General features: G+C 52.1%; 26 protein-coding genes, 2 tRNA genes and 1 rRNA gene. 20 read left to right on the top strand and 9 right to left on the bottom strand.

The window, feature by feature from the left end; translation table 11 throughout:
• Positions 1-60: 60 nt before the first annotated feature.
• From rrf to dkgB, 3 genes are all read left to right on the top strand, one after another.
• Positions 61-176 (top strand): 5S ribosomal RNA (rrf, locus tag OGV52_RS02555).
• A 55-nt stretch (positions 177-231) separates the two neighbouring features.
• Positions 232-308, top strand: a tRNA-Asp gene (locus OGV52_RS02560).
• Positions 309-472: 164 nt separating this feature from the next.
• Positions 473-1,276 (top strand): 2,5-didehydrogluconate reductase DkgB, encoded by an 804-nt coding sequence (dkgB, locus tag OGV52_RS02565; protein ID WP_049282727.1) that lies wholly within the window; start codon positions 473-475, stop codon positions 1,274-1,276.
• A gap of 20 nt (positions 1,277-1,296) precedes the next feature.
• Here the strand turns inward: dkgB and yafC are convergent, their stop codons facing one another.
• Positions 1,297-2,211 carry a DNA-binding transcriptional regulator YafC gene (gene yafC / locus OGV52_RS02570; protein ID WP_047498515.1) on the bottom strand — a complete coding sequence of 305 codons (915 nt, stop codon included), beginning with the start codon at positions 2,209-2,211 and terminating at the stop codon, positions 1,297-1,299.
• 104 nt (positions 2,212-2,315) lie between these two features.
• On the opposite strand from yafC, the gene OGV52_RS02575 reads away from it, so the two are divergent.
• The 3 genes from OGV52_RS02575 (at position 2,316) to OGV52_RS02585 (ending at position 5,270) form a co-directional block, all read left to right on the top strand.
• Positions 2,316-3,491 (top strand): MFS transporter, encoded by a 1,176-nt coding sequence (locus OGV52_RS02575; RefSeq protein ID WP_094762217.1) that lies wholly within the window; start codon positions 2,316-2,318, stop codon positions 3,489-3,491.
• Between the two features lie 131 nt (positions 3,492-3,622).
• Positions 3,623-4,423, top strand: coding sequence for an endonuclease/exonuclease/phosphatase family protein (locus OGV52_RS02580; protein ID WP_047498513.1), 801 nt, complete (start codon positions 3,623-3,625; stop codon positions 4,421-4,423).
• A gap of 76 nt (positions 4,424-4,499) precedes the next feature.
• Positions 4,500-5,270 (top strand): class I SAM-dependent methyltransferase, encoded by a 771-nt coding sequence (locus tag OGV52_RS02585; protein WP_049271174.1) that lies wholly within the window; start codon positions 4,500-4,502, stop codon positions 5,268-5,270.
• A gap of 49 nt (positions 5,271-5,319) precedes the next feature.
• Here the strand turns inward: OGV52_RS02585 and mltD are convergent, their stop codons facing one another.
• Together mltD and gloB are read right to left on the bottom strand one after the other, a co-directional pair.
• Complete coding sequence (mltD, locus tag OGV52_RS02590) at positions 5,320-6,678, bottom strand: murein transglycosylase D (protein ID WP_216403766.1); 1,359 nt, start codon at positions 6,676-6,678, stop codon at positions 5,320-5,322.
• A gap of 71 nt (positions 6,679-6,749) precedes the next feature.
• The gene (gene gloB, locus OGV52_RS02595) at positions 6,750-7,505 is read right to left on the bottom strand and encodes a hydroxyacylglutathione hydrolase (protein WP_075846672.1); all 756 of its coding nucleotides are present in this window, start codon (positions 7,503-7,505) and stop codon (positions 6,750-6,752) included.
• 33 nt (positions 7,506-7,538) lie between these two features.
• Between gloB and OGV52_RS02600 the strand changes: the two genes are divergently transcribed.
• Complete coding sequence (locus OGV52_RS02600; RefSeq protein WP_047498505.1) at positions 7,539-8,261, top strand: class I SAM-dependent methyltransferase; 723 nt, start codon at positions 7,539-7,541, stop codon at positions 8,259-8,261.
• Here the strand turns inward: OGV52_RS02600 and rnhA are convergent.
• The gene (gene rnhA / locus OGV52_RS02605; protein WP_016151805.1) at positions 8,258-8,725 is read right to left on the bottom strand and encodes a ribonuclease HI; all 468 of its coding nucleotides are present in this window, start codon (positions 8,723-8,725) and stop codon (positions 8,258-8,260) included. The two genes, OGV52_RS02600 and rnhA, sit on opposite strands and share 4 nt — an antisense overlap.
• A 64-nt stretch (positions 8,726-8,789) precedes the next feature.
• Here rnhA and dnaQ point away from each other — a divergent pair, with 64 nt between their 5' ends.
• A complete protein-coding gene (dnaQ, locus tag OGV52_RS02610; protein WP_029139417.1) occupies positions 8,790-9,518 on the top strand; it encodes a DNA polymerase III subunit epsilon in 729 nt (242 codons plus the stop codon).
• A 134-nt stretch (positions 9,519-9,652) separates the two neighbouring features.
• Positions 9,653-9,729 (top strand) — tRNA-Asp (locus OGV52_RS02615).
• Positions 9,730-9,884: 155 nt separating this feature from the next.
• On the opposite strand, the gene OGV52_RS02620 is transcribed toward OGV52_RS02615, so the two are convergent.
• On the bottom strand, positions 9,885-10,403 hold the full coding sequence (locus OGV52_RS02620) for a FidL-like protein (RefSeq protein ID WP_016155747.1): 519 nt from the start codon (positions 10,401-10,403) through the stop codon (positions 9,885-9,887).
• A gap of 1 nt (position 10,404) precedes the next feature.
• Complete coding sequence (locus OGV52_RS02625) at positions 10,405-11,088, bottom strand: winged helix-turn-helix domain-containing protein (protein ID WP_225622992.1); 684 nt, start codon at positions 11,086-11,088, stop codon at positions 10,405-10,407.
• A 750-nt stretch (positions 11,089-11,838) separates the two neighbouring features.
• Between OGV52_RS02625 and OGV52_RS02630 the strand changes: the two genes are divergently transcribed.
• From OGV52_RS02630 to OGV52_RS02670, 9 genes are all read left to right on the top strand, one after another.
• A complete protein-coding gene (locus OGV52_RS02630) occupies positions 11,839-12,387 on the top strand; it encodes a fimbrial protein (protein ID WP_016155749.1) in 549 nt (182 codons plus the stop codon).
• A gap of 69 nt (positions 12,388-12,456) precedes the next feature.
• Positions 12,457-13,005, top strand: a complete 549-nt coding sequence (locus tag OGV52_RS02635; protein ID WP_019076063.1) for a fimbrial protein — start codon at positions 12,457-12,459, stop codon at positions 13,003-13,005.
• 41 nt (positions 13,006-13,046) lie between these two features.
• Positions 13,047-15,518 (top strand): fimbria/pilus outer membrane usher protein, encoded by a 2,472-nt coding sequence (locus OGV52_RS02640; protein ID WP_016155751.1) that lies wholly within the window; start codon positions 13,047-13,049, stop codon positions 15,516-15,518.
• Between the two features lie 26 nt (positions 15,519-15,544).
• Positions 15,545-16,321 (top strand): fimbrial biogenesis chaperone, encoded by a 777-nt coding sequence (locus OGV52_RS02645; RefSeq protein ID WP_053389574.1) that lies wholly within the window; start codon positions 15,545-15,547, stop codon positions 16,319-16,321.
• 12 nt (positions 16,322-16,333) lie between these two features.
• Complete coding sequence (locus OGV52_RS02650) at positions 16,334-16,939, top strand: fimbrial protein (RefSeq protein ID WP_287108046.1); 606 nt, start codon at positions 16,334-16,336, stop codon at positions 16,937-16,939.
• Positions 16,936-18,000 (top strand): fimbrial protein, encoded by a 1,065-nt coding sequence (locus OGV52_RS02655; RefSeq protein WP_287108047.1) that lies wholly within the window; start codon positions 16,936-16,938, stop codon positions 17,998-18,000. Before OGV52_RS02650 ends, OGV52_RS02655 begins: the two co-directional genes overlap by 4 nt.
• Positions 18,001-18,009: 9 nt before the next feature.
• Positions 18,010-18,552 carry a fimbrial protein gene (locus tag OGV52_RS02660; RefSeq protein ID WP_049270861.1) on the top strand — a complete coding sequence of 181 codons (543 nt, stop codon included), beginning with the start codon at positions 18,010-18,012 and terminating at the stop codon, positions 18,550-18,552.
• A gap of 1 nt (position 18,553) precedes the next feature.
• Positions 18,554-20,221 (top strand): O-antigen ligase family protein, encoded by a 1,668-nt coding sequence (locus OGV52_RS02665; protein WP_287108048.1) that lies wholly within the window; start codon positions 18,554-18,556, stop codon positions 20,219-20,221.
• A 1-nt stretch (position 20,222) separates the two neighbouring features.
• Positions 20,223-20,942 (top strand): EAL domain-containing protein, encoded by a 720-nt coding sequence (locus tag OGV52_RS02670; protein WP_016155757.1) that lies wholly within the window; start codon positions 20,223-20,225, stop codon positions 20,940-20,942.
• 15 nt (positions 20,943-20,957) lie between these two features.
• Here the strand turns inward: OGV52_RS02670 and OGV52_RS02675 are convergent, their stop codons facing one another.
• Complete coding sequence (locus OGV52_RS02675; RefSeq protein WP_016155758.1) at positions 20,958-21,368, bottom strand: Spy/CpxP family protein refolding chaperone; 411 nt, start codon at positions 21,366-21,368, stop codon at positions 20,958-20,960.
• A 177-nt stretch (positions 21,369-21,545) separates the two neighbouring features.
• Positions 21,546-22,313: an amidohydrolase gene (locus OGV52_RS02680; protein ID WP_047417078.1), complete on the bottom strand. Its 768-nt coding sequence runs from the start codon at positions 22,311-22,313 to the stop codon at positions 21,546-21,548.
• A gap of 173 nt (positions 22,314-22,486) precedes the next feature.
• Between OGV52_RS02680 and ivy the strand changes: the two genes are divergently transcribed.
• Positions 22,487-22,933, top strand: coding sequence for an Ivy family C-type lysozyme inhibitor (ivy, locus tag OGV52_RS02685; RefSeq protein WP_047498493.1), 447 nt, complete (start codon positions 22,487-22,489; stop codon positions 22,931-22,933).
• A 51-nt stretch (positions 22,934-22,984) separates the two neighbouring features.
• Here the strand turns inward: ivy and fadE are convergent, their stop codons facing one another.
• Entirely contained in the window at positions 22,985-25,429 is a 2,445-nt protein-coding gene (gene fadE, locus OGV52_RS02690; RefSeq protein ID WP_016151814.1) for an acyl-CoA dehydrogenase FadE, read from the bottom strand.
• Positions 25,430-25,668: 239 nt separating this feature from the next.
• Here fadE and lpcA point away from each other — a divergent pair, with 239 nt between their 5' ends.
• Positions 25,669-26,247, top strand: coding sequence for a D-sedoheptulose 7-phosphate isomerase (gene lpcA, locus OGV52_RS02695; protein WP_016151815.1), 579 nt, complete (start codon positions 25,669-25,671; stop codon positions 26,245-26,247).
• The last annotated feature ends 118 nt before the right edge of the window (positions 26,248-26,365 follow it).

Here is a 26,365-nt window from a genome sequence, read left to right on the forward strand (position 1 = left end):
ATTCAGCTTGATTACAGATTACATCGACAGACCGAGAGGTGTGTTGATAGACAGAATTTGCCTGGCGGCTGTAGCGCGGTGGTCCCACCTGACCCCATGCCGAACTCAGAAGTGAAACGCCGTAGCGCCGATGGTAGTGTGGGGTCTCCCCATGCGAGAGTAGGGAACTGCCAGGCATCAAATTGCAGTAAACCGGGATGAATAATCCGGGTAGTGACAAAGAAATTCGGTGGAGCGGTAGTTCAGTTGGTTAGAATACCTGCCTGTCACGCAGGGGGTCGCGGGTTCGAGTCCCGTCCGTTCCGCCACTTATTAAGAGCCCTGAGCTAACGCTCAGGGCTTTTTCTTTTCCAGCGATTTAATTATTGCTGAATCCGCAAAAATCCTCTGCATTTTTCACTCTTTTTCGGCAAAGAACTGATGGTCATAATCCTCTCAGTTAACGAACATAGTGATTAAAAAGAGGAATTCTATGACTATCCCTGCATTTGGTTTAGGTACGTTTCGCCTGAAAGACGACGTGGTTATCGCTTCTGTCAAAACGGCGCTTGAGCTGGGCTACCGTGCTGTCGACACTGCGCAAATCTATGAAAATGAAGCGGCTGTTGGTCAGGCGATTGCCGAAAGTGGCGTACCGCGTAACGAGTTGTACATCACCACCAAGATCTGGATTGAAAATCTCAGCAAAGACAAACTGATCCCAAGTCTGAAAGAAAGTCTGAAGAAACTGCGTACGGATTATGTCGATCTGACGCTGATCCACTGGCCATCTCCGGGCGATGCGGTATCCGTTGAAGAGTTTATGCAGGCGCTGCTTGAAGCGAAAGAGCAGGGGCTGACTCGCGAAATTGGTGTCTCAAATTTCACTATTCCGCTGATGGAAAAAGCCATTGCTACAGTAGGTGCAGACAATATCGCGACCAACCAGATTGAGCTGTCTCCGTATCTGCAGAGTCGTAAGGTGGTTGACTGGGCTAAAGCGCACGGTATCCACATCACCTCTTACATGACGCTGGCTTACGGTAAGGCGCTAAAAGATGAAGTGATTGCACGCATTGCCGCTAAACATAACGCGACCCCGGCGCAGGTTATTCTGGCATGGGCAATGGATGAAGGTTACTCCGTGATCCCTTCATCTACCAAGCGTGAAAACCTGGCAAGCAACCTGCTGGCGCTGGACCTGCATCTGGATACTGAAGATAAAAAAGCGATCGCGGCACTGGACTGCAACGATCGTCTGGTCAGCCCGGAAGGCCTGGCCCCTGATTGGGATTAATTGCCCGACCCTCTGTACCTTTAACCCTCTTTCACAGCTCCTTCGGGAGCTGTTCTTATATACTCACTTAAAAAGTCTATAAATGCCCGAATGCGTGTACTGACCGCACGATCGCTGTAGTAAACGGCGCTGAAAGGCATTTCTACCGGCAGACGTTTATCGGCCAGCAGCTCCACCAGTTCTCCCCGCGCGATCTCTTTATCAATCATATAATCTGAAAGACATGCGATACCATTGCCGCTCAGGCAAAGCTGTTTTAACGTTTCCCCGCTGTTGGAAGAAAGCCCACATTCGACCTCATGGAGCTGTCCGTCGCTACGGGCAATCGGCCAGGTATTGAGTGAAACGGGTTCGGAAAACCCCAGACACAGATGCTGCTTTAACTGTTCGACGGTCTCGGGCTTGCCAAAACGGGCAATATAGTCCGGTGAGGCAATAATCTTACGATAGCTGGTAAACAACGGACGCGCACGCAGGCTCGAGTCAGTCAGCGTACCTGCTCGTATCGCGACATCAACTTTTCGTTCAATAAGATTGATGAACGTTTCTGAGGAGACAAGAGACAATGTCATCTCAGGATATCGCTCACGGAACGGTCTGATTAGCGGCATCAGGAAATGCAGCATCACCGGCGTTGCCGCGTCGATACGCAGCAGGCCGCGCGGGGTATTGCGCGACTCCATGATTTCCGTTTCTGCTGCTGCCATCTCTTGCAGTATCTGCTGCACACGCCTGAAGTAGCGTTCTCCTTCTTCAGTCAGGCTTAGCTGTCGGGTAGTTCGATTAAGCAGACTCACACCCAATTTCATCTCCAGCTTTTTTACTGCCCGACTGACTGCGGAATTAGCCTGACCGAGTTGTTCTGCCGCCCGGCTGAAGCTGCCGCTTTCCACAACGGCCACAAAAATCGCAAGTTCTTCAGAGGTTGCTTTCATTTTTGCACCTGACGCAAAATTATATTGAGATTTTGGATATTTTTGTTATTAAAGCATCCCGGCATACTGCGTGTCATCTGATTACTGATGTTACGGAGTTATTTATGCCTCTCGCTTTATTTGCACTAACAATAAGTGCCTTCGCTATTGGCACGACTGAGTTTGTGATTGTTGGCCTGGTGCCGACCATCGCTCAACAACTGGCGATCTCGTTACCTTCAGCCGGGATGCTGGTTTCAATCTATGCGCTGGGTGTGGCGATTGGCGCACCAGTGCTGACCGCTCTGACCGGAAGCCTGCCACGTAAACAGCTGCTTGTCGCGCTGATGGTCCTGTTTACGGCGGGGAATTTACTGGCATGGCAGGCACCCGGGTATATGACACTTATTGTCGCCCGTCTGCTGACGGGGCTGGCTCACGGCGTATTCTTCTCGATTGGTTCCACTATCGCGACAAGTCTGGTGCCAAAAGAAAAAGCGGCTTCCGCTATCGCTATTATGTTCGGTGGCTTAACCGTTGCGTTGGTCACGGGCGTGCCGCTGGGTACGTTTATCGGCCAGCACTTTGGCTGGCGTGAGACTTTCCTGGCAGTATCAATGTTAGGCGTGATTGCGCTGATTAGTAGTCAACTGCTGATCCCGGCTAACATTCCAGGTCGAGCGGCCGCCAGCATTCGCGACCAGGTGAAAGTGCTGACTCATCCTCGTTTGTTGCTGATTTACGCCGTTACGGCATTGGGCTACGGTGGTGTGTTCACGGCTTTCACCTTCCTGGCACCGATGATGCAGGATCTGGCGGGCTTCTCCCCGGCAGCGGTAAGCTGGATCTTACTGGGTTACGGCGTATCAGTCGCTATCGGCAATATCTGGGGCGGTAAGCTGGCGGATAAGCATGGTGCGGTTCCTGCGTTGAAATTCATTTTCGCCGCGCTGTTTGTTCTGCTGATGGTCTTCCAACTGACGGCTTCCACGCAGTACGCCGCGCTGGCTACCATTCTGGTGATGGGGATCTTTGCCTTCGGTAACGTACCGGGGTTGCAGGTCTACGTGGTACAGAAAGCGGAACAATTTACGCCCAATGCTGTTGATGTGGCGTCAGGGCTGAACATTGCAGCGTTTAACATTGGTATTGCACTGGGTTCCGTGATTGGCGGACAAACGGTCGAGCATTATGGGTTGGCGCAGACACCATGGATTGGCGCACTTATTGTTCTGGTGGCTTTCCTGCTGATGGGGCTGAGTGGCCGTCTTGATAAGTCCACACGCGTTGCTCTAGGGTAAATCATTGATGTAAGCGCCTACTTACAAAACAAACTGCAATTGTTCGTTGAAAGTGAGTGCTAAAATCCCTATAACAGAAGAACCAGTCCGGCTGCGGACTGGTTGACGTTACAGAGGTTTGAAAGTCTAAAGTGCGAAAAAACACCTATGCCATGCGTTATGTTGCCGGACAACCCGCCGAGCGGATTTTACCGCCGGGCTCGTTTGCGCATATTGGCCAGGCATTACCCGCAGGCGTACCGTTGAGCAGTGAAGATCGCATTCGCGTGCTGGTATGGAATATTTTTAAACAGCAGCGAGCAGAATGGCAGTCGGTGCTGAAGAATTTTGGTAAAGATGCGCATCTGGTGTTATTGCAGGAAGCGCAAACCACGCCAGAACTGGTGCAGTTTGCGACCACTAACTATCTCGCTGCCGACCAGGTTCCCGCCTTTGTGCTGCCTCAGCACCCCTCTGGCGTTATGACACTCTCCTCCGCCCATCCAGTTTACTGCTGCCCATTGCGCGAGCGTGAGCCTATTTTACGGCTGGCGAAATCGGCGCTGGTGACGGTGTACCCGTTGCCTGACTCTCGGTTGTTAATGGTGGTGAATATCCACGCGGTTAACTTTAGCCTTGGCGTTGATGTCTATAGTAAGCAGTTACTTCCCATTGGCGATCAGATTGCTCATCACAGCGGTCCGGTGATTATGGCCGGCGATTTTAATGCCTGGAGCCGTCGACGGATGAATGCGCTGTACCGCTTTGCGCGTGAAATGTCGCTGCGCCAGGTGCGCTTTACCGACGATCAGCGCCGCCGCGCGTTTGGTCGTCCTCTCGATTTTGTGTTCTATCGCGGTCTGAACGTGAGTGAGGCCTCTGTGCTGGTCACCCGCGCCTCCGACCACAACCCGCTACTCGTTGAATTCAGTCCCGGCAAACCTGAACAATAACGGTGTGTCAGGTCTGCCGTAGGGCAGGCCTGTGATGGTTGCCCTTCATATTTCACAACAACCGAAGGACAACACAATGACAACACGCTCTCATCATGACAACGTCGAAAAACAGTTTGGCTCTCAGGCTAATGCCTACTTAACCAGTGCGGTGCACGCCTCTGGTCGTGACTTGCAACGTCTGGGGGAAAGGTTGCTGGCATTTCCGCAGGCCCGTGTGTTGGATATGGGATGCGGAGCGGGGCACGCCAGCTTTGTGGCCGCGCAATACGTAAAGCAGGTAGTGGCATATGATTTATCGTCGCAGATGCTTGACGTGGTCACTGAAGCGGCAAAGGACAGAGGTCTGGAGAATATCGCCACACGGCAGGGTTATGCTGAAAGCCTGCCGTTTGAAGATAACGTATTTGACGTGGTGATTAGCCGCTATTCCGCGCATCACTGGCATGATGTCGGGCGTGCGTTGCGAGAAGTGAACCGCGTTCTGAAGCCCGGCGGCGTGCTGATTGTGATGGATGTGATGTCGCCAGGCCATCCTGTACGTGACATCTGGTTGCAAACTGTGGAGGCGTTACGCGATACCTCGCACGTACGCAACTATTCCAGCGGAGAATGGCTGTCGTTAATCAATGACGCCAATCTGATTGCCGATACCTTGTTAACCGATCGTCTGCCGCTGGAGTTCAGTTCGTGGGTGGCGCGGATGCGTACGCCTGCAGCGTTGAGCGACGCTATCCGTGTATACCAACAAAGTGCTTCTGCGGAAGTGAAAGCCTATTTTGCGTTACAGGAAGATGGCTCGTTTACCAGCGACACGATAATGGTTGAAGCACATAAAGCGGGATAAATAAAAAAGGCACTGGGGGGAAACCAGTGCCTTCATTTCTACAATGCTATCAGGAGTCCGGCATACCGTTGTTTTTCACAAACAACGTTAGCTGATCGCCTGGCTGCAGATTGTTCGTATCGCTGTTCCAGCGCATCACATCCTTGATGTTAACCCCGTGGCGTTTGGCAATGCTCGAGAGCGAGTCGCCTTTACGCACACGATAGGTGATGCTATCGCTGTTGTTCGCCAGTCGCTGTGCGCTGGTACCAGCGCCCACCGTCAGATTTTGGCCTACTTTCAGCGATGACCCGCGCAGATTATTCCACTGCTTAAGGTCATTGGTGCTCACGCCAAGACGTGAAGCGACGCCAGAAAGCGTATCGCCAGAGCGAACTTTGTAGCTACGGCTGTTCAGCGGCGTGTTATCCGCAACCAACGTTGACTGCACGGCTGCAATTTCGCCTGAGGCCAGAGACTCACGCAGCTTCTCTGCATGCTTCTTTGGCACCATCACATATTGCGGACCACTGGCACCCAACGTGGAGCCTTTCACGCCTGCATTGAAGGTTTTCAGCTTGCTGACGGAAATACCCGCCATATCGGCAACCTGAGCCATTTCAACTGGGCTACTCAGGCGAACACGTGCCAACGCGCGGCTTTCGTCTGTTGTTGGCAGACGCACGCCATAGCGTTTGCTGTTTTTGAGTATATCGCTCAATGCCAGCATTTTTGGCACATATAGCTTCGTTTCCTGAGGCAATGGCAACGACCAGAAGTCAGTGGGTTTACCACGGGCTTTGTTCGTTTTAATTGCCTTCATGACACGACCTTCACCGCTATTATAAGCAGCAACGGTCAGCAGCCAGTCGCCATCAAACATTTTGTTCAGACGCTGCATCATGTCCAGTGCGGCGGTGGTGGAAGCCACAACGTCGCGACGTGCATCATAACTGCGGGTCTGTTTTAAACCATAATTGCGCCCCGTGCTCGGAATGATCTGCCAAATACCTGCGGCATTGGCGCCAGACGTTGCGTGAGGATCAAAAGCGCTCTCCACTATGGGTAGTAGTACCAGTTCCATTGGCATGTTACGTTTCTTAACCTGCCCGGCTATCCAGTACATATACGGCTCTGCCCGTAAAGTTACATCGTGGAGATAGCTCTTATTGCGTAAATACTTCTGTTTCTGTTCGCGAATCCGGTTGTTTTCCGGAATTCCCATCTTTAGCTCGTCACCAATGAAAGCCCACAAATCTTGATCAGCAGCGATAGATGTTCCGTCGTCCATCCATCGCGCCTGACTTGTAAACTTTCCTGCTTCCCCTTGACCAGCTGCAGAAAGGCTCTGTGCGTGTTGTTGGACGTTACCAGTATTCTGGCACCCAACAAGCAGGACAGAGGCGAGTAATATCGCTTTTGCCTTCATGTGTGTGTCAATAGTTGCTTAAAAGACGACCGATCATAACGGCGAAGTTTTCAAAAGGCAACCCGCAATTGTCAGAACGTATCTTTCTTTGACCTTAACCAGGCAAAACGCTCTTCAGGTTGTTGCAATATTGTTTTTTTATTTATTTCATTAATTAAATCAATATCTTCCGTTCTTAAAAAAAGATTATTTCGTCGCTCATTTTTCAGAATTACGGGCAGTGTCATTTGTTTTTTTACGCGTAACTCATTAACTTTACGATAATATTCATTTATGAACGGATCGTGCGGAAGAATGCTTAAGGCAAACTTCATGTTTGCTAATGTGTACTCATGTGCGCAACAAATCAATGTATCGTCAGGAAGTGCGTTTAGTTTTTTAAGTGATTGATACATTTGAGATGCTGTGCCTTCAAAAAGCCGACCGCAGCCACCGGAGAAGAGCGTGTCGCCGCAAAACAGGTAAGGGTGGCTAAAGTAACAGATATGTCCTAAAGTGTGACCCGGCGTAGCAATTACCGTAAATTCATGCCCCAAAACGAGTGCAATATCGCCATCTTCGACTATATGCGTCGTTCCCTTATCTTGCGTTTCAGCCGGTCCGTATACCGCGATTTGTGGGAAATGTTGCAGAAGTTCTTTCACGCCGCCCACGTGATCCTGATGATGATGTGTCAGCAGAATGGCCTCGGGAACCCAGTTATGTTCTGCAATAGCTTTCAGAACAGGTGCTGCTTCACCCGGGTCCACAATCAGACAATGTTTGTCATTATTCGACAGGACCCAGATGTAATTGTCCTGAAATGCAGGAATACTGTTAAGATTCATAGATTACCTCTCAATGCGTAACGGAAGGTCGTGATGAAACCGGCAAGGATCCCTCAAACTGTCATAGCGCCCGTTAGTTGGGATGATTTGCCCTGGGGCGAACACTATCGTCAGGCGCTGGAGCATCAGCTTAACCCGTGGTTCGCAAAAATGTACGGATTTCATCTGCTTAAGATTGGTAATTTAAGCGCAGAAATCAATTCTGAAGCGTGCGCGGTTTCTCATCAGGTAAATGTTTCTTTGCAAGGCGCTCCCATGCAGGTGACTGCCGATCCTTTACATCTGCCCTTTGCCGATAAGTCCGTGGATGTTTGTTTGTTGGCTCATACGCTGCCGTGGTGTTCCGATCCACATCGCTTACTGCATGAAGCCGATCGCGTGCTTATTGATGACGGTTGGTTGATTCTGAGCGGCTTTAACCCGGTAAGTCTGATGGGATTGCGTAAACTGGTGCCCGTATTGCGTAAAACATCGCCCTACAACAGCCGGATGTTTACCCTCATGCGGCAGTTGGACTGGCTCTCATTGCTGAATTTTGAAGTACTGCACTACAGCCGTTTTCATGTCCTGCCCTGGAACAAGAAGGGCGGGAAAATGTTAAGCGCCCATATCCCTGCGCTGGGCTGTTTGCAACTGGTGGTTGCGCGTAAGCGAACCATTCCGCTTACGCTCAACCCGATGAAACAAAATAAAAGCAAAACGCCTATCCGCCAGGCCGTTGGCGCAACCCGGCAATACCGTAAACCAGACGTTTAAGCCTCAGCCTGATACCCAATATCATCCTGAGTGGGACGCATTGCAGCAGCGCGCGCAAGCTCATCACAGCGTTCGTTTTCCGGATGGCCCGCATGGCCTTTAACCCATTCCCATTTGATTTGATGTGGCCCCAGCGCGGTATCCAGACGTTTCCACAGATCGACGTTCTTCACTGGTTTTTTATCTGCTGTTTTCCAGCCGCGCTTCTTCCAGTTGTGGATCCACTGCGTAATGCCCTGGCGCACATACTGGCTGTCCGTGCTGAGTATCACTTCACACTGTTCTTTCAGGGCTTCCAGCGCAACGATTGCCGCCATCAGCTCCATGCGATTATTGGTGGTGAGGTTGTAGCCTTCGCTAAAGGTTTTTTCGCGCCCGCGATAGCGTAAAATCGCCCCATAACCACCTGGCCCTGGATTTCCCAGGCAAGAACCATCGGTGAAAATCTCTACCTGTTTAAGCATCTCTGGTAGACTTCCTGTTTTAGCAAATCGAAATCAAACGATAAGTCTGACATAAATGACCGTTATGAGCACTGGAATTACACGACAGATCGTCCTCGATACCGAAACCACCGGTATGAACCAGATTGGCGCCCACTACGAAGGCCACAAGATCATTGAGATCGGTGCGGTTGAAGTGGTGAACCGCCGCCTGACCGGGAATAACTTCCACGTTTACCTGAAACCGGATCGGCTGGTGGACCCGGAAGCGTTTGGTGTACACGGAATCGCAGACGAATTCCTGCTTGATAAACCTACGTTTGCCGATGTGGCCGATGAGTTTCTCGACTACATCCGCGGTGCGGAGCTGGTCATCCATAACGCATCGTTTGATATCGGCTTTATGGATTACGAATTCGCTAAGCTCAGGCGGGATATTCCGAAGACAAACGAATTCTGCAAAATTACCGATAGCCTGGCGCTGGCGAGGAAAATGTTTCCTGGCAAGCGCAACAGCCTTGATGCGTTATGCTCACGCTATGAAATAGACAACAGTAAGCGAACCCTGCACGGCGCATTGCTCGATGCCCAGATTCTGGCCGACGTTTATCTGATGATGACCGGTGGGCAGACCACGATGGCGTTCTCAATGGAAGGTGACAGCCAGCAGCAGAATGACACGGGGATCCAGCGTATTGTGCGACAGTCCAGCAAACTACGCGTTGTTTTCGCCACTGATGAAGAGTTAGCGGCCCATGAGTCGCGCCTTGACCTGGTGCAGAAGAAAGGCGGAAGTTGCCTCTGGCGGGCATAGTTTGTACGTTTTCCGTATGGAAATGACCATTCGGGTGATTTTTGCAGCAAACGATTAAAAAACGTGAGAAAAAGCGTTGACGACGCGTGAGGCAATCCGTAATATTCGCTTCGTTCCCAAGCGGAACACAACGCGGAGTGGTAGTTCAGTTGGTTAGAATACCTGCCTGTCACGCAGGGGGTCGCGGGTTCGAGTCCCGTCCATTCCGCCACTATTCAGAAAGCCTGAATCAGAAATGATTCAGGCTTTCGTCGTTTTAGCCCGCCACAATAATAATCTCATCATCACACTTTATCGACCACGTCCGTGCTATCGGGCAGGCAACACATCAGGTCATCCTTAACCCGACGCATATCCAGGGGCAGATCAACCTGCGAAGTGATTCATCACGCAGGCGAAACGGGGGGAAAAGTTATCGCCGATAAGCACCGTTTCTTCATTCAAGTGCTTTAGCATATACAGCTTGTCGGCACGTTCGTAAGCGTCGAAGAAGAGATAATCGACTGCATCCGTTGCTTCATCATCGGGGGATTTTTCACGTCCGTTGGGAGTGAGCATGAAAACACCGGCGGTATGGCCGAGTGGTCGGGCATAGCGAAAGAACAGTTTTCGGTTCACAGCAAACTCGCCATCATCACTTTTGAGTTTCCCTTGTACTGACAATGAAAGGTGTCCGGAGTTGTAGCTGGTAATCAGCATTATTCCATGGAGTACCTTTTTTGTATCCTGGATGTCGAGTATCGACGTGAATTCCGAGGAGCAGGAAAAACTGATTTCTTGTTTTTTCGCATTCCCGGCGATAATAAAAAAAGCGATAGCCGCCAGCCCAAAAATGGCAATCACGACTGACCATAGTAAAGGAGAGTGATCGCTTTCTTGCTTCATATCATTCCTCATGATGGCGATACTGGCTGATGCAATGGTAATAGCCGAGGTTCAGCCCGCATTCAGCGGCAAACGACCACTCAACCAGATTATGGTTGCTCGCCCAGGTATTGAGATACAGATCTTTTGGGTACGAACAGTCGGGGTTAATGCCCACGGACTTGAAAATATCCAGCGCTTTCTTTTCGGTTATGGTGTCGGTGAGGGCGTTTCCTAATATATGTACACGGCATTGTTCATAGTCGATAGTCCGCAGGATAGTCGCGTCCGTCATGGCGATTTCATTGGGAATCCATGTTAACCACGCTGTCGCCAGCACGGCGATTCCGGTAATTAACGCGGTTATCGCCACAGGCCAACGGCTTTGTTTCTTTTTGTTGAGCGTCGATGCAACATTGGCAATTCTGGCGGGAGCTTGCGCTTCTTCCAGTTGCTGAATATTGATATTAACGTCGCCCATCCGAAATCCCATCCGCGGAATTGTGACGATGAGTTCTGCAGGATGACCCGTAGACGTTATTGCTTTGCGCAGAAATGAAATGTGCTGATTGAGATTCGCATCCGTCGCTCTGGCGCCATTATGCTGAAAAACATTCAGCAGAATTTCATCACGCGAGGATATCTCTTTACCATTTTGCAACAAATAGAGCAGTAATTGTGTTGCCACATTATTCAATGTGGCCATTTCACCAGATGCCAGGTCTTTTAGGGTATTTTTATGTGGTCTGAAAACTAAGCCATCACCAATAATTACGGATTTAATTTTGTTTATTGGTATATGAGAAATCACTGATGTCTCCTTTAAAGCAGGATATCTCGCATTCGAGTGGGTGAAGCAATAGCATAACATAATTCATTTATAAAAAATGGTTGTACCATAGATCGCTTTATTAATATTCATATAACAATATTTTAATATCTCTTATAGAATCCTCTTTTCTCCTTCCTCTCTTTCACTATCTTATTGTCATTACTCGCTTTTGATATCCAATTTCATTTTTACAAAAATTTCATAAATACATTTTGCCTGTTGTTCTGGCTAAATAAAAAAATAGTTGATAGATAAAAACTCTATAAAAATGCTGAATGATAGATATTAACACTGGCTACGTCGTGATTTTTGGCGGTTTTTTAGGTAAACGATCGCTGTGCAGACAGTGTGACAACATGATTCCCTGAGTTTGATTAATACCGGATTTTTGCATTGTGTCATTTTCCCGTCGACTTAATATAAGCCCCGAAACAGCGTAAACAACTGTGGACGGTATTTCGGATGGAATACCAATGAAGTTCAAAATACGGGGCGGCTTGAGATGGATTGTTTGCAAGGATATGCGCTACCGCCACCTGCAGATCAGGATTTTCCGGACATAAATTATCTGCGGAAATAGATCTTCGGAATAACTAAAAAACAGATATAAGGTTAAGTAGTAATATGAAAATGAAAAACGTGGCTGTGGCCTGTGCGCTGATGGCGGGAATGACTTTTACTGCCTCTTCTGCTTTTGCTGCAAAAAATGTCGAACCGACTAACGGTAAAATTCACTTCACCGGTTCTCTGGTTAATTCCGCATGTGGTCTGGCACCAGAATCCAGCCCGGTACAGGTTAATTTTGGTGAGATCCCAACTTCTCAGTTAAAAGACAACCAACGTGCTGGCGTTAAGCATGCCAAAATCGTTCTGCAGGGCTGTGATACGACCGTCGCGAAAACAGCCACTGTGACTTATACCCCGGCAACGATTGATACAGACAACAACGCGCTGGCTGCATTCACCTCTGGTACTGCAAAGGGCGCGGGCATCGGTATGATTGACAGTGGCAACCAGGACGTGGAATGGGGTCAAGCCGCCTCTCAGGTCAACATTACCGATGGTGAAACCGACATTGATTTCGTCGCTTACCTGCAGGCAAACAACGCATCTGCAGCGGTAACCCCAGGTGATTTCGAATCTACCGTTAATTTCCAGATCGACTACCAGTAACGATCTGCAGCAGGCGCATTAACGCGCCTGCTTAACCCTTCCTGCGAATAACTGAAAGGAAATGCGGTGATGCCTGGATGGCGAATTTTACTGCTTTTTATCTTCATATCGCCTGCATGGGTTTTGGCTGACACCAATCGTCTTGTCAGTACGCCCGGCAAAATGCGCATGCGCGGAAATATTATTGAGGCTGCCTGTTATGTCGATCCACGCGACCGGTCGCTACTGGTTGAATTTGATGATCTCTCAGCCAGAGATATTTCCGGAAAACCAGAGAAAGTATCAGCGCATGATTTCAGCATTCATTTGTTGGGATGTTCATTAGGGGATTCTCAACACCCCGGGAATCTGTTTCAACGCGCCAATATTACCTTTTCTGGCGCACCGGATAGTGACAATCCTGATTATCTAAGCGTGCAATCGGAAACTGAAAATTTAGCGATAGAAATATATGACAGCAACGGACAGCAAATTCATCTGGGTGAGCCATCACCGGACTATGTGCTTAATCCAGGGAAAAACACGCTCAATTTTACGGCTTATTTGATCTCCCGCGACGGAAGAATGACATCTGGCGAATTTACTGCGGTCACGCATTTTGTTGTGAATTATCTCTGAGCTGCACTGCAATTCGGGTATCTGAAGGTTTGCGAACGAAAATGATCACGCTGAAAACAGATAAAAAACGTCTGGCGCTTTTTATTGCTCTGGTCTGTGCCTCTTCATGGGCTGAAGCGGATGAGGCCATTGAATTTAATACCGACGTACTGGATGCCAGCGACAGGCACAATGTCGATTTGCAGCGTTTTTCCGAAGGCAACTTTGTGACTCCCGGAGAATATCTGCTGGATGTTCGTATTAACAGCCAGGAGATTCCACAGCAGTCGATCCGTTATATCGTCGATCCTGCCAACCCGCATAAATCCATGGCATGTCTGACCCCGCAACAACTCGAATTACTGGCGCTCAAAGAAGAGGCGCTGGCCTATATTCATCCGATTAGCGCGACCTGCTATGACATTTCCCGCCTGCCGGGTGTGGCGTTGAATAATAGCGCAGGCGTACTGGACATTATCGTGCCTCAGGCGTGGATGAAATATACCGATCCAGACTGGACGCCACCGGAGCGCTGGGATAACGGCGTCGCGGGGCTGATTTTTGACTACAGCGTCTCGGGCCAGGCCACACATTATGAACAGGGCGGCGATCGTTATCGCTCTCTGTCTGGCTATGGGCAGACAGGTTTTAACCTCGGCGCGTGGCGATTTCGTGGCCAGTATCAGGCCAATTACGCTTCGGATGATAATCGCGGCCGTATCGACTGGGATCAGATCTATGCCTATCGACCGTTGCCGATGCAGGCTGCAAAACTGACGGTCGGCGAAATCTACCTGAATTCCCAGGTTTTTGATTCGGTACGTTTCACCGGGGCTAACCTCGCCAGCGACGAGCGTATGTTGCCACCGAATTTGCAGGGCTACGCGCCTGAAGTGCACGGCATCGCCCGCAGCAATGCGAAGGTTACCGTCAGTCAGCAGGGCCGTGTTATCTATCAAACCACCGTTCCTGCAGGGCCATTTAATATTCAGGATCTGCACGGTTCGGTACGCGGCACGCTGGATGTTCGCGTCGAGGAGCAGGATGGCAGCGTACACACTTTTCAGGTCAATACAGCCGATATTCCTTACCTGACGCGACCAGGCTATGTGCGCTACAACGCCGCGGTCGGGAAGCCATCGCGTTATAACCACGACGTTCAGGGGCCTGCGTTTTATAGCGGTGATTTTTCATGGGGGGTCAGCAATGCATGGTCGCTGTACGGCGGCGCGCTGCTCACTGGCGATCGCTATAACGCCTGGTCGATGGGGATTGGGCGGGACTTGAGCTGGCTGGGGGCGCTGTCGGCTGATGCGACGCAATCCGTGAGTCGGGTAAAGCATCAGGCTGAACAAAAAGGCATGTCTTTTAAGCTCAGCTACGCCAAAACTTTTGATGAGTACAACAGCGCCATCACCTTTGCCGGTTACCGCTTCTCACAGCGTAACTTCCGCACTTTCTCGCAGTTTCTCGACGAGCAGTATGAAAATAACAACAGTGCCGGCAACGAAAAAGAGATGTACACCATCACCGGCAACAAAACCTTCTTTGCTGACGATCCACTATTAGCGACCACGCTGTACCTGACCTATACCCACCAGAACTATTGGGATCGCGGTTCCCAGGATCGTTACGGATTATCGATGGGGCACAGCTTTTCATTTGCTGGCATCCAGGGGATCAGCGCCAACGTTGCAGCTTACCGCTCTGAGTATCAGGGCAAACGAGACGACAGTCTTTCGCTTTCAATCTCGGTGCCATGGAGCGATGGCCGCTCTATGGATTACGAATTGCAGAACAGCGGCAACCAGACCAGCCAGATGGTTTCGTATTCCGATAACCGCGACCGTAACAATCCGTGGCGTTTGCGCACAGGGGTTTCCGGTGAAGGGCGTACGGCGTTTGATGGCTATTACAAGCACCGCAGCATGATGGCGGAACTGGAATCTAACGTCAGCTGGCAGCAATCACGTTATTTCTCCGTGGGTGGCACGATGCGCGGCGGTTTTACCGCGACGCGTCACGGTGCGGCGCTGCACAACAGCCAGGCGTCGATGAATACCGCCAGAGTGATGGTTGATACCGACGGGGTGGCGAACGTGCCGCTGAACGGTGAACAGGCGCACTCAAACCGCTTCGGTATTGCCGTCGTACCGGACGTCGTTAGCTATCACAGCTTTGATACCCGTATCGATGTGGACGCAATGGACGAGGACATTTCCGCGACTAAAGCCATCGTGACCAACACCCTGACGGAAGGTGCGATTGGCTACCAGCATTTTGCCGTGGCGCAGGGGCAAAAAATGATGGCGCTGCTGCGCCTGAAGGATGGTTCGGTACCGCCGTTTGGCGCCGAAGTGTTTAACGCTAACGGCGTTAGCGTCGCCATGGTAATGGAAAACGGTATGGCCTGGATTGCGGGTGTGAATCCGGCTGAGCGTCTTTCCGTTGCCTGGGCTGGCCGTGCGCAGTGCCACTTACAGGTGCCACAACAAATCAACCCGGAAGGTAACGTGCTGTTGCCTTGTGAATAATTTCAATAACCTGAATGAATTTTGTCATGAATAATCAAGCTTTTTACTCCGTGCAGCGTTGGCTTAAACCCGTGGCCTGTGGCCTGCTTTTGATTGCAGAGATCAACACCTCATGGGCGGGTATTGCGCTCGACCGTACCCGCATGATCATCACGGGTGATGTGCGCTCAGTCAGTGCGAACTTAACCAATACCAGCCCGAGCATTCCGTTTCTGGCTCAGTCGTGGGTGGAAGATGCCAACGGAACAAAAATTACCTCGCCGCTGATGGTCTTACCGCCGCTGCAACGAATTAACGGCGGGCAAAAGGGAATTGCCCGCGTGACGAAAACCAGCGGGATCAACGCCCTGCCGCAGGATCGCGAGAGCTTGTTCTACCTGAACGTACGTGAAATTCCGCCTAAACCGGATAAGCCGAACGTGCTGCAACTGGCGATGCAGTCGCGCATCAAATTGTTCTACCGTCCGGCCGCCATTGTGCCGGAAACGCCGGGCGCAGTGTGGCAAAACCAACTGGTCTTTCACAAGCAGGGCCAGCGCTGGAGTGTGGATAACCCAACGCCTTACTTCGTCACCTTAATCGGCTTAAGCCGCAAGCCAGAAGCGCAGGGAGGCGGCCGATTGACCGACTTCCCCGGCGTTATGGTCTCACCAAAATCCTCTCTCGATTTTAGCGTCACGGACGGCAGCGTCAGCCAGTTCAGCATGATGTACGTGAACGATTTTGGCGGTCATCCCGAACTGAAATTCAGCTGCACAGGCAATGTATGTAAAGCATTGCCGATGGAGCAACAGCCCCGGTAACAGGAATCGTAAATGAAAAAGATGCTTTGCGCCCTGCTGATGGCGGGCATGGCCTGGCAGGTTCAGGCCACCAGCGGTCGGCAGGATATGAGCAACGTGTCCGGTGAGTATGGCAACGTCCGCTTTCATGGTCGGGTCTACGTGTCGCCGTGCGTGCTGGATATGGCCTCACGCGATCAGACCATCAATCTTGGTGATATTTCCGCCAGTCGGTTTCGCCAGGGCGGCGATCGCAGCGAACCGGTGTTGGTCACGCTGTACCTGAACGGCTGCTTAAAGGGCTCTGGTCATACCCTGAGGGATTTCCCCGGGCAGACCAGCGAAATGCCTGAGCTGGCGCACAGCACGGTGGAACGTGGCGTTTCGATGACGCTGATGGCCGATGGCGCGCCTGAAAACAGTGACCTGGGGCGTATTCGTGGTGATGTGCGCGGCGCGGGCATTCGGCTACTGACCGAGCGTAATCAGCTGATCCATCTGAACCAACCGCAACGGATGTGGATCCTCAAACCAGGCGATAACGCCATTCACTTTCTGGCCACGCTGGAATCTTTTGGGCCAGAGGTGACTGCCGGAGAATTTAACGGCCTGGTGAGACTTAAGCTGGAGTATCTATGAGCGTATTACGCAAAGCGCTGTTGTGGGTTGCCCTGGCTGGCTGTCCACTGGCCGGGCAGGCATTTACACAGGGGGAAGGTGAGCCGGAGGGCGGGTCGCCGCATCAGTACGATATCGAACTGAGTTCGCTGGATGTCAGTAAAAACCACGTGGGTGGCAGAACGGATCCGTTTACCTGGAATCTGGGCAGTTGGTATGTGGTGAATTTCTATTGCGAGCAGGCTGACATCTCCCGGTCGCCGATTTACTACACCACCACGACTACGATGCCGCCTTCAAATCAGGGGGCGAACCGTTTTCGGCTAAATGAGTATCTGGATGTGGAAGTGCAGGTGTGGGTTGCCGGGGGCTATAAACAGTATGTTCAGGCGCCTTTTACCAACGTTTCAAACCGCAACAGCAATAACACTTGCAAAAAGCGCAAGGGCTACACGCGCGCCACTAACGTTGAAAGTGGTTCAAAAGGGAAAGTGACGTTTATTGTCACTAAACCCATTATCAACGGCATCAATATCACTTCCCAATCGCTGGTGGAGGTAGCCGGGCGCATGGGGAGCGCGGGAGCTACGCCCACTACGGCGATTTCCCGTGTGGTGATTAAATCCGGGCTGATTACCGTACCGGACAAATGCACCTTCAACCGGGGAGACAAAATCAGTATTGAGTTTGGCGATCTGCCAGGATCCGCTGCCCGGCTCAATGGCACTAACTACAGCAAGTCGATCCCCATTCATGTTGTTTGTGAAGGCGGCAGCTTCGATCAGGGCGCGCTGAACATTAATCTTGGCGTGCAAACGACCACGGCGTCAGGCACGGCGGGGTTCAACGATCATCTCCTCGGCACGCTGAGCGGCGGACAAAAGCGCGACGATCTCGGCATTATGCTTAAAGACGAGAGCGGTGGCACCGTCGTGCCCAATCAATTCTATAACGTGAAAGGTTTTTACCAGAATCAGGGCGACTGGAATCTCACCGCTGCACCGGTGGCAAAGCCGGGCGTGGGAAGCGTTAAGGAAGGTGAGTTTGAAGCCTCTGCCACCGTTGTTGCGCAGTTTCAGTAGGGGGATGCCATGAGATGTTCGGCGTTATTCGCGATCGGCGTGCTACTGCTTGGCGGCATGGCGCAGGCCGACACCAAACTGGTCGGCGGCGATATGTATTTTCACGGCACTATTAGAGCGCTGGCCTGCAGCCTAGCACCAGGAGGCGACAAAATCGAGGTCGATTTCGGGCAAATCGCAACGCAGGATCTCTATCTTTCGGGGCGCAGTAAGCCGGAAAAATTCAGCATTCAGCTACGCGACTGCAACCCCGAGGTTTTTCGCGGGATCTCGGTCACTTTCAGTGGTAGTGAGGATGCTGAACTGGACGATCATCTGGCGCTGGATAGCAGTGAACAGGGCGGCGCGACAGGGATCGGTATTGGGATGAGCGAAGAGGACGGCACGGCAATTCGCCTTGATGAGAGCACGTCAGTCAAAGAGATAACTGCAGGCTCGATGACGCTAAATTTTTGGGCGTGGGTCGCAGCAGAGCCGTCGGCGATAAAAAATCAGTCTCTCGAATACGGTCCGTTCAGCGCCAGCGGAACCTGGACACTGAACTACCAGTAGCATGATGAACGCACTGAATCGTATTGCCCCGCTGCCTGCGCAGAAATTATTGCTCGTTATTAGTCTGTTTTTCTGGTGTGGGGGAATGCATCTCTACTGGCTGAATAACGGCGGCAGCGGTCTGTCGTTGCCGCTTAATATTACGAGCTGGATTTATGCCGTTGTGCTGGCTGCAAGCGCATCAGTGCTGGTTCCTCGTCAACGCTGGCGCATCACTGTCCCCGCCACGGTTTTTTCGATGGGGGCGCTCATCCTGACGCTGCTTTGTCTGCTGACGCCTGGCGTCTGGCAGTTCGAGGCGCAGCTGGTCGCAGGGGCGCTGCTGGGAGGCGTGCTCGTCTATCTGGTGACATTGCAGATTCCGCTTGCGGCAAACACCCTGACGGTACTGCTGACTCTGCTATGGGGGGCGTGCGTCATCGAATGTCTGGCGTTTTTGTATCAGTACTGGCATTTGCCGGGTGTTGATTACTGGGAGTTTGCCTGGCGACGCGGTACGCGGCCCTACGGTATTTTTCAGCAGGTCAATCTGATGGCCAGCTTCACTGCATCTGGTGTGCTGCTGTCAGCTCCGCTCTTTTTACGGCTACGCGACAGATATCGAATTGTCATCGGGATTGCCCTGGTGATGATGGGCTTTGTGCTGCATGAATCCCAGTCGCAAACCGGCTATGTGTCTGTGGTGGTAGGTGAAGTCTTGCTGCTGGTGGTTTTCCCGGCGCAACGCCGTATGTTGTTGCTACTTTTGCTGCCGCTGGCGTTAGGCATGGTGGCGGGCACGCTCGCTCGCCATTTTTTGTCCGTTGCTACAGTCGATCACCTGACCACTTCCCAGGTGCGCTGGACGGTGCTTAAAACGTCACTGGCATTATTTGCCGAACGCCCGTGGACGGGGTGGGGCGTGGGCAGTTTTGCCGCCGTGTTTCTCGAACGCGCGGGGCCGTTGGGGCTGAGCAGCATCTCGCATCCGCACAATGAGCTGGTGCTGTGGCTGGTGGAGGGCGGCCTGGTTGGGTTGGCGGGGGCGCTGTGCTTTATTACGGGGGGGTTCTGGCTGTGGATGCACGGAAATCGTTGGCGTCGCGCTTGTCTGGTGGCGGCGCTGCCGGTGGTCATTCATATGTTGACGGAATACCCCGTCAGGCAGTCAACACCACACTGGTTACTGCTGGTCCTGCTGCTTCGTTGTGCAGATAGCCCGCTAAAAGTGGCTCGCCTGACGCTTACGTCGACGTCGCTGATTCGTGCGCTGGCATTGATCTCATTTTTAACCTTCACGCCATTGTTGCTTCTCTCACTGCACACGCAACAGCAGTTGACGCTGGCGGAGCGACAGTCAGCGCAGTGGCGTCTGGCCGAGTCGCTCCCGGTAGGAGGCTGGCTCCTTGCCCCTCGCTACCGGTTTGATGTTCAGATGGGGTATCTGCAACGGTATCAGCGTACCCGGGACGCTCGCTGGCTGGAAGCGGTTCGCCGCTGGGCGCCTGACTATGTGCGTGTTCACCCAGACCCGAATGTCTCCTTCACGCAAATCTTGCTGGCGTTACAGCAGCGCGACCTACCTGAGGCGCATCGTCTGGCGACGCGCTTTTACCTGACATACCCGAACGATCGCCGTATCCCGTGGCTGCAGGATGCACGACGTCCTTTCAATCAAAAAATGGAATGATATGAACAGATTCAGCGAACAGACCCGCCATGTGCCAGAGCTTCCCCGCAACGCCGAGCTGCTGCGGATCACCGGGATCCGTTTGCAGCGCATCCATTTTTTTGATGATGCATCGCTGGATGTCTGTGAGGTGTTAAGTCAGGTACGCACGCCGCTACCGCTCGATCTTTTTTTCAAGCACCTTTCCATCACCGCAAAACAGCAGCTATTTCTGTGGCAAATGCGGCAGGTACTGGCACTCTCAGGAAGTTATTCGCTGAATTTATCCGTCAGGATGCTGACCTGTCTGTCGTGGATTGCGCAGCTCGCCCGGCAGGCGCATCAGGGGCGGATTGTTATCGAAATACAGGATCCTGGCACCATGATGCGACTGGAAAAGGCAGAACAGCAGGCCGTATGCATTGCCGTTAAAACCCTGGTGCGTCACGGGTTTCGCGTGTGGCTGGATGATGTTTCGCCTGAGCTATTTTTTGTCTGGCGACTGTCTGGCATCCGTTTCGATGCCATCAAAATTGAAAGCGGAATGTTTCATCAGTTCAGGACGTCGGATTGGCAGTTAAGGGTACTGGTCAATCAATTTCGCGGGCTGGGAGAACGGGTTGTGATCGAGGGGGTGGAAACGCCGCAGGATTATGCCATTTGCCGTATGAGCGGCGCAGATGCTGTACAGGGATTTTTGTTCGAGCAGGAAGTATTACCGAAAGGCCTGAATCATTGCTGATTCAGGCCATGGTCATTATTCGCTCAGCGTCTGTGCGATATCTTTTTGCACCTGCTGGCGCTGTTCTGGGGTCAGTACTTTGTTCAGGTCGAAATAGTATTTCACGCGGTAATAACGCGCCTGCTGTTCGATATTGCTGAACGCGGAAAGCTGTTTTTTGACGGCGGCTTCATCCCATTTCCCGGACTTGATGACGTCAATCAACGCGCCGTCTTTAACATCCTTCACCGATATCTGGCTAACGTTGGTTTCGAGCTGCTGGTGCAGTTTTTTGATTTGCGCAACCTGGTCAGTGCTCAGTTTAAGGTGCTGAACTACCGGGTCCTGAGCTGGTGCGGGTACATTGGATACGTTTGCTGCAAGCGTGCTAAAAGAAGCGCCAGCCACGGTTGCCGCCAGCAAAGTCATGCGTACGAAGTTCTTCATTTCGGGATCCTGATAAGGGAATTATTAACATTGTCTGTCACTCGCTGGTGACGAGTGATTATCCTTTGCAGAATACGATGCCCGAAGCATGTCGCCACGCGAATTTGTTTTGCGGTTGGTTACGGAGTGAAACAATCCCGCTACGGAAAACGTTGTGCAGCGGGAAGAAGGCGATATCTACAGCGTGAACGGGTCAGCGTCCTGCCAGGCGGGGAATTTCTCGCGGTACTCGCGCAGCGCCGAGAGTGACAGTTCAGCGTCAATGCGCGTAGCCTGATGCGGCTCGGCGGTGGCAATAATCTCACCCTGTGGATTAATCACCCGGCTGTCACCGCGATAATGATGGCCGTTACCGTCAGTACCCACGCGGTTACATCCTGCTACATAAGCCTGGTTCTCAATTGCCCGCGCGGTGAGCAGAACCTGCCAGTGTAGCGAACGAGGCGCCGGCCAGTTGGCGACATACAATGCCAGGTCGTAATCGTTGCGGTTGCGCGACCATACCGGAAAACGCAGGTCATAACAGACCAACGGCAGAATGCGCCAGCCGCGCCATTCAAAAATAACCCGCGCGTCCCCCGCCTGATAATGTTGATGTTCATCCGCCATGCGGAACAGGTGGCGCTTGTCATAGAAATGGACATTACCTTCGGGTTCGACCAGCAAAAAGCGGTTTACCGGCCCACGTTCAGACAGGAGAGCGGCGCTGCCTGCTATAAGGGCGTTCGTCTGTTGCGCCTTAGTGCGCATCCAACTGACAACCTCTTCCTGCGGCAGCGATTTGCTTGCCGCTTCCATGGCAAATCCGCTGGTAAACATTTCAGGTAACACAATGACATCACGTCCGGTGACGGTTTCCAGTTGGCGGTCGAAATGGCGCAGGTTAGCCGGACCATCCATCCAGACCAAAGATTGTTGCAAGAGAGTAATCTTCAAACCAGACACAGTACCAAACTCCTCGTTGTGGGCTTAAGTTAACTCTAACATCTTATTCGCGGAGTGTGTGGGTGGGGGACATCTTGAAAGGCCATTTTCCAGAAACCGCTGATTTGCATTTATCAGTATCTCCAACCACCATTTACAGGCAGAATAATGCGGGGATCGGCCAAGGAGGAAAAATGCTAAAGATATTAACCACTATCGCTACGATGGTCGTGGCAACAGGTGCAATGGCGCAAAGCGATATTAACCTGAGCACTCTGGCGAAAGATGATGCGACAAAAGCAGCGTACAGCCAAATGGTGGAAGGGAATAAATTGCCCGCATGGATCAATAAAGGGGGAACATCTTCCCCGACGCAGACGGTGAAGCTGGGTGGCGAATCATACCAGGTTCTGAGCGCGTGCAAACCGCATGATTGCAGTGCAGAACGTATTGCGGTGCTGTGGTCAGAAAAGTCACAGCAGATGATGGGGGTGTTCTCAACGGTTGATGAGAAAACCTCACGAGAGAAACTAACGTGGCTGAACGTGAGCGACGAGCTGTCAATCGATGGTAAAACGGTACTGTTCGCTGCGCTGAGCGGGAGCCTGCAAAATCATCCTGATGCGTTTAACTACAACTAATGTGTAAGCAAAAAAGCGGAGCTTCAGCTCCGCTTTTTATTTCGCCGATATTCAGGCTGCTTCGACTTTACGCACCTTCTCTGGCAGCTTTACCGGCTGAGTCGCCAGCGCCTCGGGTTCAAAGTCATCCACGTTGATGCTACGCAGACGACTCGCTTCGGCTTTCACCAGAATTGCGGCTTCGTCTTTATCAATCAGCCCTTTAGCCAGCGCATTGTGTGCCAGTTCATCCAGGCGGGTAAACGGCAGGTTTTTACCCAGCTCTTTGCAGATCCGCTGGTGGATAGGGTCGGCTGCAATCACATCCAGCAAAGCCTCTTCCAGCAAACCTACCGGGTTATGCTCGCTCGGCGTCAGGTATTGACCGCGGCCAAGGCGAGAACGAGTGGCGCTCGGAACCTGCAGAATCTTCGCGACTTTATGATCCAGCTTGTCAGACGGTGCATGGTAGTGGCGACCGGTAGGGAAGATAACCACATTCAGCAAGCCCGCGACCAGTCGGTTCGGGAAGTTTTTCAGCAGGTCGTCCATCGCCTGTTCCGCTTTGTACAACGCATCCTGAACGCCCCAGTGAACCAACGGCAGGTCTGCTTCATTACGGCCTTCATCGTCATAACGCTTCAGTACCGCAGAGGCCAGATACAGCTGACTTAACACATCGCCCAGACGCGCGGAGATACGTTCACGGCGCTTCAGGCTACCGCCCAGTACGGCCATGGAGACATCCGAAAGCAGTGCCAGGTTAGCGCTCAGACGGTTCAGATGCTGGTAGTAACGTTTGGTCGCATCGCCGGTTGGCGTGCTGCTGGTTAAGCCGCGCGTCAGGCCTAGCCAGAAGCTGCGCACTTTGTTACTGCCGACGTGGCCGATGTGTTTGAACAGCAGCTTGTCGAACGCATTCACATCGTTACTCTGTGCCGCAGCCATCTCTTCCAGAACGTACGGATGGCAGCGAATCGCCCCCTGACCGAAGATCATCATGCTCCGGGTCAGAATGTTGGCACCTTCAACGGTAATGGCGATAGGCGCGCCCTGATAAGCACGGGCGAGGAAGTTGCTTTCGCCAAGCATAATGCCTTTACCGCCAGTAATATCCATTGCATCGATGATTGACTGCTGTCCACGGTGGGTACAGTGATACTTCACGATGGCCGACAGCACCGCCGGTTTTTCACCCAGCATAATACCGTAGGTAATCAGCGACGCCGCTGCATCCATCACGTACGCGTTACCCGCAATACGTGCCAACGGCTCTTCAATACCTTCCATCTTACCGATAGAGATTTTGAACTGGCGACGAATGTGCGCATACGCGCCGGTTGCCATTGCGACCGATTTCACGCCGCCCGTCGAGTTAGACGGCAGGGTAATACCGCGTCCCACGGACAGACATTCCACCAGCATGCGCCAGCCCTGGCCGGCCATTTTTGGGCCACCGATGATGTAATCAATCGGCACGAAGACATCTTTGCCCAGCGTCGGACCGTTCTGGAACGGCACGTTCAGCGGGAAGTGTCGACGCCCAATTTGTACGCCTGGCGTTGACGTTGGGATCAGCGCACAGGTAATGCCAAGATCTTCTTCACCACCCAGCAGTTTTTCCGGGTCGGAGAGTTTAAATGCCAGACCCAGTACGGTAGCGATAGGCGCCAGCGTGATATAACGCTTATTCCAGGTCAGGCGCATACCCAGCACCTGCTGGCCCTGCCAGTCGCCCATACAAACCACGCCGGTATCAGGGATCGCGCCTGCGTCGGAGCCCGCTTCCGGGCTGGTCAGAGCAAAGCAGGGGATCTCCTGACCGCGTGCCAGACGCGGCAGGTAATGATTCTTCTGCTCTTCGGTGCCGTAATGCTGCAGCAGTTCGCCAGGGCCTAAGGAGTTAGGTACGCCAACGGTGATCGCCAGGATCCCGGAAACGCCGGAGAGTTTCTGCAGAACGCGAGCCTGAGCATATGCGGAGAATTCCAGCCCGCCGTACTCTTTCTTAATGATCATCGCGAAGAAGCGGTGTTCTTTCAGATACGCCCACAGTTCCGGCGGCAGATCCGCGAGTTCATGGGTGATCTGGAAGTCGTTCGCCATGCGGCAGGCTTCTTCCACCGGGCCGTCAATAAACGCTTGTTCTTCAGCTGTCAGATGCGGCTGAGGATAGTTATGCAGTTTTTTCCAGTCTGGCTTGCCCTGGAACAGGTCGCCTTCCCACCAGGTTGTACCGGCATCAATCGCCTCTTTCTCAGTGCGCGACATCGGCGGCATGACTTTACGGAAACCGCGGAACACTGGCGCAGAGATCATGGATTTGCGCATTGGCGTAAAGTTAAACGGTACGAGGAGAATGGCCAGAGGAACCAGCAGCCAGATTGACCACAGGCCAACCACGCCAAGCGCAGCTGTCCAGGCGAGCAAAATTAAGCTGCTGAGGAATAAGCTCACGCGGTGATAAAACAGAACGCTGAGCAGAACAACCGTAGCGATAATACTCAAAATCATCATAACGAAAAGCTCCCTTGCTTGTAGGAGGTCTGACCACTTGTGATGATATGGTTGTAGTGGATGTAAATTCTTTTAGCAATGTGTTTACAAAATAATTACAACAAAGCTCACATTGTTGCTGTTTTAACCGGCACAAAAAATCAAAAGCCGCAGCCATTCCTGTGGCTTGTACTTCTCGCTGGTAGCGCTATCCGGTACACTGCATCTTGTCATTTACATTCATGCTGAAGGATATCCTCATGTACCAGGATCTTATTCGTAACGAACTGAGCGAAGCGGCGGAAACGCTGGCTAATTTTCTTAAAGATGACGCCAATATTCACGCCATTCAGCGCGCGGCGGTCCTGTTGGCAGACAGCTTTAAAGCTGGCGGTAAGGTACTTTCTTGCGGTAACGGCGGTTCCCATTGCGACGCGATGCACTTCGCCGAAGAGCTGACCGGACGTTATCGCGAAAACCGCCCTGGCTACCCGGCGATCGCTATCTCTGATGTCAGCCATATCTCCTGCGTCAGCAACGATTTCGGTTACGATTATGTCTTCTCCCGCTACGTTGAAGCCGTGGGGCGCGAAGGCGATGTCCTGTTAGGCATCTCTACTTCGGGTAACTCCGGTAACGTGATTAAAGCGATTGCCGCAGCGCGCGAGAAAGGGATGAAAGTCATCACCCTGACTGGTAAAGATGGCGGCAAAATGGCGGGTAGTGCGGATATCGAAATTCGCGTACCACACTTTGGCTATGCTGACCGTATTCAGGAAATTCATATCAAAGTGATCCATATCCTGATCCAGTTGATCGAAAAAGAGATGGTGAAGTAAGAAGGCTATTTTATTTGCCATTTTGAATCCGGGCAGTGCCCGAAATCCTCACGTACTACGTGTACGCTCCGGTTTCCGCGCGCTGTCCGAATCTAAACTGGCTGCAACAATTACGCCT

The sequence above is a fragment of the Citrobacter sp. Cb041 genome (genome assembly GCF_030336655.1).
In the GTDB taxonomy this organism is placed as follows: domain Bacteria; phylum Pseudomonadota; class Gammaproteobacteria; order Enterobacterales; family Enterobacteriaceae; genus Citrobacter; species Citrobacter braakii.